We start from the raw sequence: 13,780 nt of genomic DNA on the forward strand, positions 1-13,780 counted from the left end.
GCGCTGCCAGGCCTTGCGGTGGAGGCCCGCGGCTGCCACGGGTGAAGGGGCCGGCTGAGGCGAGCGGCGTCCGGAGCCGAGGCCGGAAGCAGCGGGACGGGCCGCTCGGGCTGATCCGCCGCTCCTGACCTCGGTTCCGGACACCGGGCGGCGGAGTCGACCGGGCGCGCTCCACGGAACTCCCGCCGTAGCGTGGAACCTGTCCGCACGTTCCGCATCCAGCGACAAGGAGGATCCGATGACCGAGAAGAACACTCCCGAGGACCCGCAGACCACCGACCCCGAGCACGTCGACCCCGAGACGGCCACCGACCCCGAGGGCGACCCGGTCGAGAACCCGTCGGGCTGACGCCCGCACCGTTCCCGTGTCCGGCGCCGCCATACTGACGGAGTGCAGGCCGAGGACGACGAGCGCAGGGATCTCGAGCGGATCCTGTCGGCCCGACCCCGCGACGACGGCGCCGACCGGGACGAGCGGCGCGAGGCGCTGCGACGGCTCGGCGAGCTGGAGGCGGAGGACGCTCCTCCCGGAGTGACGGGGTCCGGCGCGCAGACCGGCGCCGCGCCGTCCGTGGCGCAGCCGGGTACGGCGCATCCCGGGACGGCGACCGACTCGCGCGCCCCCCTGCCGGCGACCGCACTTCCGCTGTCGGCGACCGCCGGCTCCGGGACTGCGGAGTCGCCCGCCGAGCACCCCGACCGGCCGGCCCCGCGGACGCCGCACCCCCGCCGCCGCCGCCTCGTGCTCGCCGCCGCGATCGTCGGCGGAGCCGCGGTCGGCGCGATCGTCCCCACCGCGCTCCTCCTCCCTCCGCCCGCGGACCCCGTCGCCCCGCCGACCGCCTCCGCGGATCCCGCCGACCGCTTCGCCGCGCTCGTCGAGGGCTGGGAGCCGACCACCGACGTCCCGCCGGGTCTCGCCCTGCTCGCCGGGGAGGCCGTCGTCTACGGCTCCGGGTTCGACACCGCCGAGAACGACCGCCTGCTGATCACCGAGCCGAACGGCACCACGGTGTGCCTCGCCGTGCAGCGCCCGGACGCGTCCTTCTTCGCCGGCTGCACCGGCTCGGAGGCGTTCTTCGCCGGGGAGCCCCTCCGGGTCAGCGGCACGACGCTCCGCAGCGGCGCCCCGGTGTACACGCAGATCCTGCTCCGCCCGGACGGGACGATCGAGGGCGGCTACCAGCTGGTGCCGGAGTCGCCGCAGCCCGAGGCGGAGGACCCCGGAACGGTGGAGTCCGGAACGGTGGAGTCCGGAACGGTGGAGTCCGGAACGGTGGAGTCCGGGTCACCGGACCCCGCGATAAGCGAGCCCTGAACCGCCGGGCCCGCGACCAGCGAGCCGTGAGCCCGCGACCAGCGAGCCGTGAGCCTGCGACCAGCGAGCCGCTACGCGCGCGTCGCCTCCGCCGCGTCCGCGATCACCTCGGCCGCGGACGCCGTCCGCTCCCACACCGCGCGCTGCCGCTCGGCGCCCGTGCCCCGCGCCAGGACCCGCTCGACGCCGCACGCCGCGACCTCCTCGTCGCCGGACTCCGCCAGCGCCCGACCCGCGTGGTCGAGCAGGCGCGCCAGTACCGCGGAGGCGGGGGCCGGGCAGCCGTCGAGCGGATCGATGAGGTCGCCGGTCGTGCCGTGGCGGCTCGCCAGCCAGGAGGAGACGGCGATCACCGGAGTCGGCAGCGGCACGGGCGGGACCCCGGCGCCCGCGTCGCGCACGGCCGTCTCGGCGAGCGCCCGGATCAGGACGGCGATCAGCGCCGAGTCCTCGGCGTGCAGCGGGACGTCGGCGATGCGCACCTCGACGGTCGGGTGCGCACGGGAGAGACGGGCGTCGAAGTAGAGCATCCCCTCGTCCAGCAGCACGCCGCAGGAGGTGAGGGAGGCGACGACGCTCCGGTACTGCTCGACGTCGCCCCAGATCCCGACCGGGCCCGCGGTGGGCCAGCGCCCCCACGACTGGTAGCGCCAGCTGGCGAACCCGGTGTCGACGCCGGCGCGCAGCGGGGAGTTGGCGCTCAGGGCGAGGAGGGCGGGCAGCCAGCCGCGCAACCGGTCGAGGACCGCGATCCCCTCCTCCGGCGACCCGATCCCGACATGGACGTGCAGGCCGCAGGTGAACTGCTCGCGGGCGACGAGGCCGAAGCGCTCGGCCATCCGGTCGTAGCGCTCGTCGGCCGAGAGGTGCGGCTCGAACGCGGCGGGGCTGGTCGCGACCGCGATGGCGCGAGCACCGACCTCGCGGGCGGAGTCGTCGGCCAGGCGGCGGCCCTCGCGCAGTCCGGCCAGCAGCGCGTCGTGCGTGCGGGCGGGAGCGCCGACCGCCTCGATCTGCTCCGCCTTGAGCTCGGCGGCCAGGGCGACCGCCGCGGAGCCGCGGACGGAGCCGAGCAGCAGCGGCGCCGCGGGCGTCGGGAGGAACGTGCCGGCGTCGACGAGGAGGTACTCCTCCTCCACCCCGAAGGTGCGGGCGCTCATCGGAGCGCCTTCCGCTCGAGTCCCCCGCCGCAGCCCACCCGGTCATCCCACCGTGCCGGGCGCCCGCCGGGCAACCGTCCTCGGCCGATGTTCAGCGTCGGGACGCCCGCGACGACGCCGGTCCGCGGGCGGGCTGTCAAGGCCGGGTGCTGCCGGGCGCGGAGCGGCAGGATCGGAGCACACCCAGAACCGGAGGTCCCCGTGCCCGACAGCACTCCCGAGCAGGCCGAGTACGACGTCGCCGTCATCGGCGCAGGACCCGCGGGGACGGCCGCCGCCCTCCGCGCCGCGGAACTGGGAGCGCGCGTCGTCGTGCTCGAGGCCGCGCGCGTCGGCGGCACCTGCGTCAACACCGGCTGCGTGCCCACCCGCGTTCTGGCGAAGACGGCGCGGATGATGCGCGAGACCCGCTCCGCCGGCGACTACGGGATCGAGATCGGCACTCCCGTCCTCGACTGGGCCGCGACCGTGCGCCACGTGCACGAGCGCGTCGACCTGGTGCGCTCGATCAAGCGCGAGGCGCAGCGGTTCGAGGAGGCGGGAGTCGACCTGATCCACGAGGGCCGCGCCCGCTTCGTCGACGAGAGCACCCTCGTGCTCGACAGCGGCCGGCGGATCCGCGCGCGCTCGATCATGGTCTGCGTCGGCGGGCACTCGCGGCGGCTGCCGATCCCGGGCGCCGAGCTCGCGACCGTGCCGGAGGACGTGCTCGGGCTGACCGAGCTGCCGCGCCGCGTCGCCGTGATCGGCGGCGGCAACACGGGCGCCCAGCTCGTCACCGTCTTCAACGCCTTCGGCTCGGAGGTGACGCTCCTCGACGTCGCCCCGCGGATCCTGATGACCTCCGACTCCAGCATCTCCGAGCACGTCGCGTCCGCCTTCGAGCGCCAGGGCGTCCGCGTCCGCACCGGGATCGAGACGGTGTCGGGCATCGAGCGGCAGGACGACGGCTCGCTCGCGATCGCGTGGCGCGAGGGCGGCGAGGACCGCACGGCCGAGGTCGACGTGGTGATCATGGCCACCGGCTGGCCCGCCGATGTCGAGGACCTCGGACTCGAGAACGCGGGCATCGAGGTCGTCCGCTCGGCGATCCCCGCCGATCAGTACTTCCGCACCGTCGTGCCGCACATCTTCGCGGTCGGCGACGCGAACGGGCGCGACATGCTCGTCCAGGCGGCGCAGTTCGAGGCGGAGGCCGCCGCCGAGAACGCGGTGCTCGGCGCGAACCGGCGCACGCCCCAGTTCCTCCTGCCCGCGGGCGGATTCACGGACCCGGACTACGCGGGCGTCGGCTTCACCCAGGAGCAGGCCCGCGAGCGCGACCCGCAGTGCGTCGTCGCCTCGGTGCCGTTCTCGCACCTGGACCGCGCCGTCATCGACGACCGCGAGAACGGGTTCCTCACGCTGATCGCCGACCGGCGCCGCGAGCTGCTGCTCGGCGCGCACGCGGTCGGCGAGAACGCGATCGAGGTCGTGCAGTCGGTGACCACGGCGATGGCGGCCGGAGTCGACCTCGCGACCCTCGCGAACGTCCGCTTCGCCTACCCCACCTACAGCGCGGTGATCGGGATGGCGGCGCGCGCGCTGCTGGCCGAGCCGGCGCGCCCGACCGAGCTGGACTGACGCGCTACCCGATCCCCGAGGCCGGCGCCAGCCCCGAACCGGCGGCCCGCCGCCTCCGAACCACTGGAGACGGGCACTCCGCCCGCCCCGCCGAGAGGAACCCCCGTGCCGATCCCCGCTGTCGACTACAACCACGTCCGACTCACCGTCCGCGACATCGCCGTCTCGCGCCCCTTCTACGACTCCGTCTTCGGCTTCGACGTCGCCTTCGAGGCGCCGCCGGCCGACGCGTCGCCGGAGGAGAAGGAGCAGCTGGCGTTCGTCTTCGGCGGGGTGATCTACCAGTTCCCGGGCGGACTGCTCGGCCTGCGCCCCGTCGCGCCCGGCGACGACCGTTTCGACGAGGACCGGGTCGGACTCGACCACGTCAGCTTCACCGTGCCCGACCTCGACGCGCTGAAGGCCGCCGCGGCCGTGCTCGACGACCTCGGCATCGCCCACGAGCCGATCAAGGACGCCGGCGGCATGAGCCTCCTCGAGTTCCGCGACCCCGACAACATCGCGCTCGAGATCACGTCGCCGAGCTGATCGGAGCCCGCTGATCAGGTAGCGCGCGCAGCGAGATCTCCCCTGCACAAAAGGGGGAGGTCTCGATGCGCCGTCGCACGGCTCCTCGACTAGCGGGGCACCTGTGCGAACAGCCGGCGTCTCCCCGGAGGGAAGGTCGAGACGATCGGGGACGACATCGCCTGGATGCGTCGAGACGCAGACGGGCGTCTGCGCGCGGTCACCCCGAACGTGGCTCCTTCGGAGTCGCTCCCGGCACCGGGGAGAAGACGAATCCCGCCGCGATCCAGACGCTCTGGGGCAGCACGCTCTTCACCAACGTCCCCCTCACCGACGACCACGACCCTCTCGACGGAGTGAATGCCTCCTGCCGGGCCGCTCTTGCGTGCAGGCGTGCGAACCTGATGCCCCCACCGGCGCCGTAGAAGCTTCGCGCTCCTCGATGAGCGAGAAGACATAAGCTCGCCCACATGGCAGCCGGCGCAGTGATGCACAACTTCGCGATACAGCTGGCTGATGTGGACCGCGGCGCCTACGAAGACATCACGCTGCGGGCCGCTCGGCACCCTTCCGAGACCGACGTGTACATGATGACGCGCGTGCTCGCGTACTGCCTCGAATACGTGGAGGGGATCACCTTCAGCGAGGGGATCTCGTCGACGGCGACCGAGCCGGCGGTGCTGGTCCGCGATCTCACCGGCAGGCTGACCACGTGGATCGAGGTGGGCGCGCCGGATGCCGAGCGACTGCACTTCGGGAGCAGGCTGGCCGACCGCACGACGGTCTACACGCATCGCAACCCGGAGAAGGTGATCGCGGCGTGGTCGGGCAAGCGCGTCCACCAGCTCGAGCAGATCACCGTCCAGAGCTTCGACCAGGGGTTCCTGGATGCCGCGGTCGCGGTACTCGAGCGCCGCAACACGCTGACCGTGTCGGTCGTCGAGGGGCAGCTGTATCTCGAGTTCAACGGCGTGACGTCGAGCAGCGGCATCCACGTGCATCAGCCGGGCTGAGCCGGCGCCGAGTGTCACGAGGTTCGTGTCTAGAAGACCGGTTGGAGGACACGGTGGAGCATGACGGCAGAGCACTCGGCGCGGACGAGACCGATGTCCATCATCGGCCCTCACCTGTCGCGAGCGTGCACGTCCGGGCGGTCGTGACCTGGCTGGCGATCTTCCCTCTGGTCACCATCGGATGACGGTGCTGGCCCTCGTCGCGGACGAGTGGCCTCCTGTCTTGCGAGCCTTTGTCCTGACCGCCGTCGTGGTGCCGCTCGCCGTCTACCAGATCGTGCCGCGACTGCTCCTCCTGCACGGCCGTATCGTCGCCTTCCGCGGACGTCGCCGAGCGGCCCGTGGCTGAAGTCGGATGCTGACGGCTCCGGGTGCTGAAGGGCTGAAGGGCTGAAGGGCTGAAGGTCGCTCCTCGTCGAGCGCAGTCTCGGCGAGCCAGTCGCGGGCGATCATCGCGGCGGATGCCTGCTCGTCGACGCTGCGGGTGTTGAGCTGGAGGAGTCCCTCGGGCGTGAGTGCGGCGCTGATCGCGTCGATGATCTTGGCGGCGTCCCCGTCGATCTTCTCGCTCGCCACGGGGACGACGTCGGAGTCACTGCGGCCGGCGCCGGCGGTACGGAGTCGTCGTCGACACCCGGACGAGGCCCGCGCGCTCGAGGATGGGCCGCGAGTACTCGGTCGAGTCGCTGTGCACGAGGGTCTTCCCGAGGGCCTGGGCGGAGGCGGCGCGGGCGGCCGTGACCAGGCCGTAGAGCCCGCGTCCGCGGTACTCCGGCAGCGTCGCTCCGCCCCAGATGCCGGCGAAGGCGGTTCCGGGGACGGGCTCGAGCCGGCCGCCGGACGCCATCCGCCCGTCGACTTCGGCGACCCACAGCTCCATGCCGTCGCCGCGCGCCAGGCGGGCGACGAGCGAGTCGGCGATCGACACGTCGACCTCCTCCTCGAAGGCGGCGTCGATCATGGCGCTGAACGCGCGGACGTCCGGCTCGTCGACGACCCGCCGCAGCACGACCCCCTCCGGGACCGGCCGGTCCGAGAGCAGCGCCTCGACCGGGCCGATCATGATCGACTCGGCCTCGTCCGTCGCGAAGCCGTTCGCGACGAGCGCGTCGTGCAGTCCGGGGGCCTCGTCGTGGCCGCGGGTCTTCCACTCGACGCGGGTGATACCGGGATCGGCGTCGAAGTGTGCGCAGGCCGCGGCGACCAGGCGGGCGATCTCCGCGGAGGAGGCGCCGGCGAGGTCGCGGTAGGTGACGAAGCCGCGTCCGCCGGCGAAGGTCACCAGACGCAGAGGCCCCTCGCGCGTCACGGAGACGGCGCTCGGGGTCTCGGCGTCGGAGCGGAGCTGGTCGTCGTAGGCGCGGAGGTAGTCGGAGCTCATCGCCCCGACGCTACCCCCGGACCCGGGCGATCAGGTCCTGGATGAAGGGGATGACGTCCTTCGCCTGGTCGACGCTGGCGAATCCGGTGGCGACGAGCGGCCAGATCGAGCCGATGAGCGTGGCGATCACGGCGGCCACCGCGGCGACCCAGGCGAGGGCCGCGTTGCGGGAGAGGAACGCGACCGCGAGGCAGGCCAGGCCGACCGCGTAGCTGAGGACGATCGAGAGGACGATCGCGCCGACCGGGACGTCGAGCGCCCCGGCCGTGGTGCCGTCTGCCGCGCCGATCAGCCCGAGGACGGGCAGCAGCACGGCGACGACGACCACGAACGAAAGCACGACGCCCGTGCCGAGCGCGATCCAGGCCGCACGCGGCTTGCGTCGCGCGCCGTACGAGCGGGTGCGCACGGGACTACTCCCGACCGGCGGCGGACGACGCGCGGTCGTCCTCGGAGCGGCGGGCGTCGGCGTCGTCGGACGCGTCGTCGCGATCGGCCGCGGCCTCGTCGCGCTCGACGTGCTCGGGCTCCTCCGCCGGAGCGACCTCGACGGTCGCGGTGCGGGGGTCGCCGTCGTCGTCGACCGGCTCGACCTGGACGCGGACCACGAACTCTGCGGTCTCGACGACGGCCGGGGCCGCGTGCGTCTCGACGCGGGGGTCGTCCTCGTCGCGCTCGGCGGCGCGCTCGGCGTCGGCCGTCTTCTGGGCGGCTGCGCGCTCGTCGCGCTCGTCGGCCGCACGGTCCATCGCGTCCGCGGCGTCGTCGGCGGCGTCCGCCAGGCGTCCGCGGGCGGAGTCGACGGCACCGGAGACGGCGTCGCGGGCGTTCCCGGCGGCCTCCTTCGCGGAGTCGCGGGCATCGGACGCGGCGCGCTTGGCGGTGTCGACGAGCGGCTCCTTATCCTCCTCCGGCTTCTCGATCGGGTCGAACGGGCCGTGGACGTCGGTCGCCTCGACGTTGACGACGACGTGACCGCCGGCGACCGGCTCCGCCACGCGCTGCACCTGATCGCGCACGGCGTCCAGGACCTCGCGGACGGGGTGGGGGTACTCGACGACGAGGTCGATGTCGACGGTGGTGACGCCGTCGGCCTTCGAGACCGTGACTCCTGGGACGGTGCTGGTGCCCAGCACGCGGCGAGAGGCGCGGTCGAGGCCGCGGGCGACGGCTCCACCGAGGTGGTGGACGCCGGACACGCGCTGGGCGCTCTCGCCGGCGGCGGTCGCGACCCGGCTCTCGGTCGACTCGGGCTCGGACGGCTTCCCGTCGCGGCGGGCGGACTCGCGCCGGCTCTGCTCGTTCGGGGTCGGCTGCTCATGGGTGCGGATGCGCTCGACGGTGCCGGGCTCCATCGGATCGGACATGGGTGCTCCTTCAGAAAGACTTCCATCCCGCCTGAGCGGGGCTCTCCGGCCCTCCCGATCGGGAGGGCCGGACGGTGGTGCCGGCGGCTACTGCACGCGGGCGGTGCCGCTCATCTTCGTCCGCAGACCGCTGACGATCTGGATGACGACGGGCGTCTCCTCGCCGAGGAGGGCGTCCCACTGGCGGACGGCCTGGTCGACCGTCTGCCGGGTGCGGGCGGGCGAGGCGCCGCGGCGGGTGTGCGCGGTGACGCGCAGCACCTTCTGGTGCTTGATCTCGAACGCGGTCACGTCGACCGCGACGATGGACGGCTCCTGTGACAGGGCCTCCTCGAGGACCTGCTCGGCGACCTTCGCGTCGATGGTGACGGAGCCGCCCGTGGGCGTCCCCGCTCCCTCTCCGGAGCCGACGCGCAGCAGCGTGGAGGTGCGGCCGCGGCCCTGGCGCACGATGAAGCGCACCAGAAGCAGGATGAGGACGAGCGCGACGACCGCGATGACCCAGAGGATCCACGGGGTGCCGCCCGAGAGGGCCTGGCTCGTGGGGTCGGCCGCGTCCTGCGCGGCGGTGGACACGTTCTCCTGGACCTGCGGGAGCAGCGACCCCACCGCGACGGCGCCGCCGGCGAGGAGGAGGACGAGGCCCACGACGAACAGGAGCAGCCGGTTGAGGAATCGGTTCGTGGTGGTCATCAGCGGACCGTTCCCTTCTCGGACAGGCGCACCTTGGAGCGCAGGCGCGGGGTGCAGTCGAACGTGGCGAGCTCGGCGTCGACGGCCTCGCGGATCGGCGTGATGTCGATGCTGCGGCCGGAGGTGCGGGAGACCGTCACGTCGACGACGCGGGATCCGACCGACACCGACACGTCGTCCGGGTCGACGTCACCGGCGTAGCCGGCGGTGCGGGCGACGGCCTGCGCGATGACACGGTCGTCGACGATCGCCGCGGTGCGGTCGGTGCTGACGGCGCGACGGCCGCGACGGCCGGGCTTGAGCGACACGACGATCAGGACGAGCCCGATCAGCGCGAGCACGGCGCCGGCGGCGGCGGTCAGCGCGATGGGCGCTGCGGCCGCGTTGAGCAGCGAGGACGCTCCGTCCTGCGGGGCCACGAGCAGCGCGGGCTGGCCGAGGACGGCGAGGACCGCCTCCGTGCCCAGCCACGCGAACAGGAGGATGAGCAGGACGGCGAGGACGATCGCCGATCCGGAGCGGGACGAGTGCGTCTCGCGCCGCACCAGGCGCGGGTAGAGCGCCCGGCCGGCAGTGGTGGGAGTCGTCACGACACCCTCCTTCGTTCTCGGAGGTCGGCACCGGTGATCCGGAGGTCGACCCGGCCGATCGTGGAGCCCGTCAGTTCGAGGCAGCGCGAGCGGATGGTCGTCTGCGCCCGGCTGAGTCGGTCCAGCAGCGTCCCGGAGGACCGGCGGCCCGTCTCGCCCAGGGGCGTGACGTGGATGGGGGCGTGCGCGACGACGTGGAGGCGTCCTCCCTCGTCGTCGAGCTCGACGGACACGTCGGACGAGTTCACGTCCAGAGCCTCCGCGGTGACGGCCGACACGACTCGGCGCACGGCGCGCGAGCTGATCGTCGTGCGGCCGTGGCTGGCCTCGTCGGCCATCACCGCCGCGGTCACGAGGACCGCCGCCCGCGGAGGGTGTCGCCGAGGGAGCGCAGGTCGAGCTTGCCCTCGACGACCCGCCCGACGCCGTAGCCGATCGCCATGGCGAGCGCGACCCAGAGGAGCGCCCAGAAGCCGAAGACGAGGGCGGTCAGCGCGAGGACCGCGCCGAGGACCAGGCCGATGTGGGACGGAGTCACTTGACGCGGCTCTCGGTCTCGTCGTCCTTGTCGTCCGAGGGGATGAAGACGTCGGAGATGGTGACGTTCACCTCGGCGACCTCCATGCCGACGACCGAGGAGATGGCCTCGGAGACGGCGGAGCGGATGCTGTCGGCGAGCTTCTGCAGCGCGACGGGGTACTCGGCGACGACGGTGATGTCGGCGGCGACCTGCTTCTCGCCGACCTCGACGGAGATGCCCTGGCCGCGGTCCTGCGCGTTGATCGCGTTGCGGATGGCGCCGATGGCGCGGGCGGCGCCGTTGCCCAGGTCGTGCACGCCGGGGACCTCGCGGGCCGCGATGCCGGCGACCTTCTCGACGACGCCGTCGGCGATCGTGTTCTTGCCGGCCGAGGTGGCGGTGCCGTGCTTGGCCGAGGAGGCGTTGGCGAGGCTGGTGGGGGTGACGTTGGTCATGATCTTCTCCAGATGGTCAGAGGTCGTGGCCGGGGCCGCGGTGCTCACGATCCGTGGCACATGATGAAGACGTGACCCGCGGCCCGGACGTCCCGGTGGTTCAGCAAAGGTGCAGGGAACGTCGAGCGGAGATGCGTTTCGCGGCCACCGGCGTCCACAGGCCCCCGCGGCGCACTCGCTGAGCGGCCAGCGGAGTGCACAGGCCGCTTCAGGCCGAGGTCGCCGTCCCCGCCAGGAGCCGACGGTCGCGCCGACGGTGAGGGCGCGGCGCCAGGTGGGGCTCCCCCGCTCTTCGGCGACCGCGTCGAGGCCGCAGGACAGCAGGAGGACGACGACGAAGGCGACGAGTCCTGCTCCGACGCGGCCGATCAGCGGCCGCAGCTGTTCGGATGCGGGCGTCCACGCCCGCAGCGCGGTCGGCGTCGCCGTGCTGCCGCTGGACTCGCCGGTCGAGGTCGAGCTGATCCTCCGGATCCTCTGCGCGGTCCGAAAGTCGGCGTTCCGTCAGACCGCTCGAGGTTTCCGGCATCGGCCCCACCTCCGCTCAGCAATCACGTGGTCGGACGGCGGGAGCTTCGTGGAGGCGCCTGGATAGGATCACAGTCGTCCCCATCGGGGGCGACACCGTCCCAGGGAGTTCGTATGGCCAACCGTGTGACCTCACGAGACGTCGCGACGGCGGCGGGAGTCGCTCAGTCGACGGTCAGCTTCGTGCTGAACGACAGCCCCGGGCAGTCGATCTCCGCCGACACTCGTGAGCGGGTGCTCAGGGCTGCACGAGAGCTCCAGTACACGCCGAACCACGCCGGCCGAGCGCTGCGCAGAGGTCGGAGCGACATCGTCTTGCTGCTGCTGCCCACTTCCCCGCTGGGCAGCCTGAGCGCCGACATGATCACCTTCGTGACGGACGAGTTCGAGCGCGTCGGGTTCGCGGTGCTGACGCGTCGTGTTCCGGAGGGCAAGCCGATCTCGTCGATCTGGCGGGGGCTGTCGCCGACGCTGGTGATCGGCTTCGCGAAGGTGTCCGACGCGGAGGTCGAGGAGATGCGTCAGGCGGGTATCGCCTCGTTCATGCCGGACAGCCAGGCCTCGAGCCAGGAGGTCGGGAGGGTGCAGGCCCGCCACCTCATCGACGCCGGCCACCGCACCATCGGCTACCTCTGGCCCAGCGACCCCCGCCAGCGGGGATACGCCGTCGATCGCCTGGGCGGCGTTCAGCACGAGTGCGAGGAGAGCGGTCTCGACGCACCGAGGGTGGTCGAGATCGACTTCGACGTCGAATCCGCCACTACGGCGATCGCAGAGCTCCGGGCGGCTGAGCCACGGGTGACCGCAGTCTGCGTCTACAACGACGAGTACGCGTTCGCGGTGCTCGCTGCGATGGACGGCCTGGGGCTGCGGGTCCCCGCGGACATGGCGGTCATCGGCGTCGACAACATTCAGCTCGCCGCTTTCGCGCATCCGCCGCTCACCACGGTCGACATCGGCCTGTACGGCGTCCTCGCGCAGATCGCCCGCATCACCACCGACGAGTTCTCCCGGCCGGGACGCGTGATCGAGGTCGAGGAGACCTCGGTGACCCTCGTTCCTCGCGCATCCGTCTGACTTCCGTTGACAGCGGCTCGATCGTCTGCATAAAGTACAAATACGTATTTGTAGTCGGCGTCGAATCATCCGTGCCGACAGGTCAGAGAGGACCCTTCATGAGTCGGCACCATCGCAGATCCGCCCAGGACACTCCGGGCATCAGCCGGCTGACGAAGGGCCTGCGCGCTGCAGCCCTGCTCGTCACCGTCGGGATCGGGCTCGCCGGTTGCGCACCGGCCACCCCGTCGTCGGCCGGAGACAGCGGCAGCGCCGACGTCGTCAGCCAGGCCGACATCGACACGGCCATGACCACTCCCACGGAGCTGACCTTCTGGTCCTGGGTGCCGAACATCGACCAGCAGATCGCGCTCTTCGAGAAGAAGTACCCCGCGATCACGGTCAACGCCATCAACGCCGGAACGACCTCGGCCGAGTACACGAAGCTGCGATCGGCTCTCGCCGCCGGCAGCGGAGCACCGGACGTCGCTCAGATCGAGTACCCGTTCCTCCCCACCTTCGCCCAGACCGGGGACTTCCTCGATCTGCGCCCCTACGGCGCGGAGGCACTCGAGTCGGACTTCGTGGATGCCGCCTGGTCGCAGGTCACCGGAGCGAACGGCGAGGTCTGGGCCTACCCCCAGGACACCGCGCCGGTCGCGATGATGTACCGCGCGGACCTGTTCGAGAAGTACGGCATCGAGGTGCCCACCACGTGGGACGAGTACGCGGCCGCCGCGAAGACCCTGCACGACGCCGCTCCCTCGACGTACATGACCAGCATGGGCGCGAACGAGTACGGCGCCTTCTCCGCCCTCGAGCAGCAGGCCGGCGCCCAGCCCTACGTCGTCGACGGCGACGCGATCACCCTCGACGTCGACAACTCCGTCTCGGAGAAGGTCTACGGCTACTGGAACGACCTCGCCGATCAGGACCTCGTCTCCAACGACACGAGCTTCACCTCCGACTGGTTCCAGTCGTTCAACGACGACAAGTACGCCACCTGGATCGCACCGGCCTGGGGTCCTGCCTTCCTGAACTCGGCCGCAGCCGACACCGCCGGTCTGTGGCGGATCGCGCCGCTCCCCCAGTGGGACGCGGCGAACCCGTCCTCGGGCAACTACGGAGGATCGACCTCCGCTGTGATGGCCGACACGAAGAACCCGATCGCCGCCGCGAAGTTCGCCGAGTTCATCAACACCGACTCGGAGTCGACGAAGCTCTTCACCACCGTCCAGGGATACTTCCCGGCGACGAAGGCGATCCTCGACGACCCCGACTTCATCAACAAGACCTTCGATGACTTCGGCGGCGACGAGATCAACAAGACCTACGCGGACATCAGCGAGACCATCCCCCCGGGCTTCCAGTACCCCGCCTTCTACGACAAGGCCCAGAGCGACTGGATCGACACCGTCGGCAAGGCGCTGACCGACAAGACCGACCTCGGCACGGCACTCGGCGCTCTCCAGGACCGCCTCGTGACCTTCGCTGAGGATCAGGGCTTCACGGTCGACTGACACCCCTCCCCCGGGCCCCTCGCCCTCCGCGAGGGGCCCGGTCCTCCGA

At 72.2% G+C, this 13,780-nt stretch carries 16 protein-coding genes and 2 pseudogenes; 8 read left to right on the forward strand and 10 right to left on the reverse strand.

The window, feature by feature from the left end; genetic code table 11:
• Nucleotides 1–391 precede the first annotated feature (391 nt).
• Nucleotides 392–1,318, forward strand: a complete 927-nt coding sequence (locus C5C59_RS11665) for a hypothetical protein (RefSeq protein WP_104238131.1) — start codon at nt 392–394, stop codon at nt 1,316–1,318.
• A gap of 71 nt (nt 1,319–1,389) precedes the next feature.
• On the opposite strand, the gene C5C59_RS11670 is transcribed toward C5C59_RS11665, so the two are convergent.
• On the reverse strand, nt 1,390–2,478 hold the full coding sequence (locus C5C59_RS11670) for a glutamate--cysteine ligase (RefSeq protein WP_104238130.1): 1,089 nt from the start codon (nt 2,476–2,478) through the stop codon (nt 1,390–1,392).
• A 201-nt stretch (nt 2,479–2,679) separates the two neighbouring features.
• Here C5C59_RS11670 and C5C59_RS11675 point away from each other — a divergent pair, with 201 nt between their 5' ends.
• The 4 genes and pseudogenes from C5C59_RS11675 (at nt 2,680) to C5C59_RS11690 (ending at nt 5,621) form a co-directional block, all read left to right on the forward strand.
• Complete coding sequence (locus C5C59_RS11675; RefSeq protein WP_258060409.1) at nt 2,680–4,101, forward strand: NAD(P)/FAD-dependent oxidoreductase; 1,422 nt, start codon at nt 2,680–2,682, stop codon at nt 4,099–4,101.
• A 105-nt stretch (nt 4,102–4,206) separates the two neighbouring features.
• Entirely contained in the window at nt 4,207–4,629 is a 423-nt protein-coding gene (locus tag C5C59_RS11680) for a VOC family protein (RefSeq protein ID WP_104223996.1), read from the forward strand.
• Nucleotides 4,630–4,749: 120 nt separating this feature from the next.
• A pseudogene (locus C5C59_RS11685) lies at nt 4,750–4,952 on the forward strand (phosphoenolpyruvate carboxykinase domain-containing protein); the annotation flags it as partial.
• Between the two features lie 126 nt (nt 4,953–5,078).
• On the forward strand, nt 5,079–5,621 hold the full coding sequence (locus C5C59_RS11690; protein WP_104238128.1) for a YaeQ family protein: 543 nt from the start codon (nt 5,079–5,081) through the stop codon (nt 5,619–5,621).
• A gap of 267 nt (nt 5,622–5,888) precedes the next feature.
• On the opposite strand, the gene C5C59_RS17330 is transcribed toward C5C59_RS11690, so the two are convergent.
• The 9 genes from C5C59_RS17330 to C5C59_RS11730 form a co-directional block, all read right to left on the reverse strand.
• Nucleotides 5,889–6,197, reverse strand: a complete 309-nt coding sequence (locus C5C59_RS17330) for a hypothetical protein (RefSeq protein ID WP_181134892.1) — start codon at nt 6,195–6,197, stop codon at nt 5,889–5,891.
• A gap of 16 nt (nt 6,198–6,213) precedes the next feature.
• Nucleotides 6,214–7,002, reverse strand: coding sequence for a GNAT family N-acetyltransferase (locus C5C59_RS11695; protein ID WP_104238127.1), 789 nt, complete (start codon nt 7,000–7,002; stop codon nt 6,214–6,216).
• A gap of 10 nt (nt 7,003–7,012) precedes the next feature.
• Nucleotides 7,013–7,411 carry a hypothetical protein gene (locus C5C59_RS11700; protein ID WP_104223994.1) on the reverse strand — a complete coding sequence of 133 codons (399 nt, stop codon included), beginning with the start codon at nt 7,409–7,411 and terminating at the stop codon, nt 7,013–7,015.
• A gap of 4 nt (nt 7,412–7,415) precedes the next feature.
• On the reverse strand, nt 7,416–8,369 hold the full coding sequence (locus C5C59_RS11705) for an Asp23/Gls24 family envelope stress response protein (RefSeq protein ID WP_104238126.1): 954 nt from the start codon (nt 8,367–8,369) through the stop codon (nt 7,416–7,418).
• Nucleotides 8,370–8,456: 87 nt separating this feature from the next.
• Entirely contained in the window at nt 8,457–9,062 is a 606-nt protein-coding gene (locus tag C5C59_RS11710; protein ID WP_104238125.1) for a hypothetical protein, read from the reverse strand.
• Nucleotides 9,062–9,652, reverse strand: coding sequence for a DUF6286 domain-containing protein (locus C5C59_RS11715; protein ID WP_104238124.1), 591 nt, complete (start codon nt 9,650–9,652; stop codon nt 9,062–9,064). Before C5C59_RS11715 ends, C5C59_RS11710 begins: the two co-directional genes overlap by 1 nt.
• Nucleotides 9,649–10,005 carry a hypothetical protein gene (locus C5C59_RS11720; protein ID WP_244230558.1) on the reverse strand — a complete coding sequence of 119 codons (357 nt, stop codon included), beginning with the start codon at nt 10,003–10,005 and terminating at the stop codon, nt 9,649–9,651. Before C5C59_RS11720 ends, C5C59_RS11715 begins: the two co-directional genes overlap by 4 nt.
• Entirely contained in the window at nt 10,002–10,190 is a 189-nt protein-coding gene (locus C5C59_RS11725; protein ID WP_104223990.1) for a DUF2273 domain-containing protein, read from the reverse strand. Before C5C59_RS11725 ends, C5C59_RS11720 begins: the two co-directional genes overlap by 4 nt.
• The gene (locus C5C59_RS11730; protein WP_104223989.1) at nt 10,187–10,627 is read right to left on the reverse strand and encodes an Asp23/Gls24 family envelope stress response protein; all 441 of its coding nucleotides are present in this window, start codon (nt 10,625–10,627) and stop codon (nt 10,187–10,189) included. Before C5C59_RS11730 ends, C5C59_RS11725 begins: the two co-directional genes overlap by 4 nt.
• A gap of 373 nt (nt 10,628–11,000) precedes the next feature.
• Here C5C59_RS11730 and C5C59_RS17595 point away from each other — a divergent pair.
• From C5C59_RS17595 to C5C59_RS11745, 3 genes and pseudogenes are all read left to right on the forward strand, one after another.
• A pseudogene (locus C5C59_RS17595) lies at nt 11,001–11,093 on the forward strand (RidA family protein); the annotation flags it as partial.
• A 188-nt stretch (nt 11,094–11,281) separates the two neighbouring features.
• Nucleotides 11,282–12,232 carry a LacI family DNA-binding transcriptional regulator gene (locus tag C5C59_RS11740; RefSeq protein WP_219814003.1) on the forward strand — a complete coding sequence of 317 codons (951 nt, stop codon included), beginning with the start codon at nt 11,282–11,284 and terminating at the stop codon, nt 12,230–12,232.
• Between the two features lie 98 nt (nt 12,233–12,330).
• Complete coding sequence (locus C5C59_RS11745; protein ID WP_104238122.1) at nt 12,331–13,731, forward strand: ABC transporter substrate-binding protein; 1,401 nt, start codon at nt 12,331–12,333, stop codon at nt 13,729–13,731.
• The last annotated feature ends 49 nt before the right edge of the window (nt 13,732–13,780 follow it).

It is taken from the genome of Rathayibacter sp. AY1F4, assembly GCF_002931775.1.
GTDB lineage: Bacteria > Actinomycetota > Actinomycetes > Actinomycetales > Microbacteriaceae > Rathayibacter.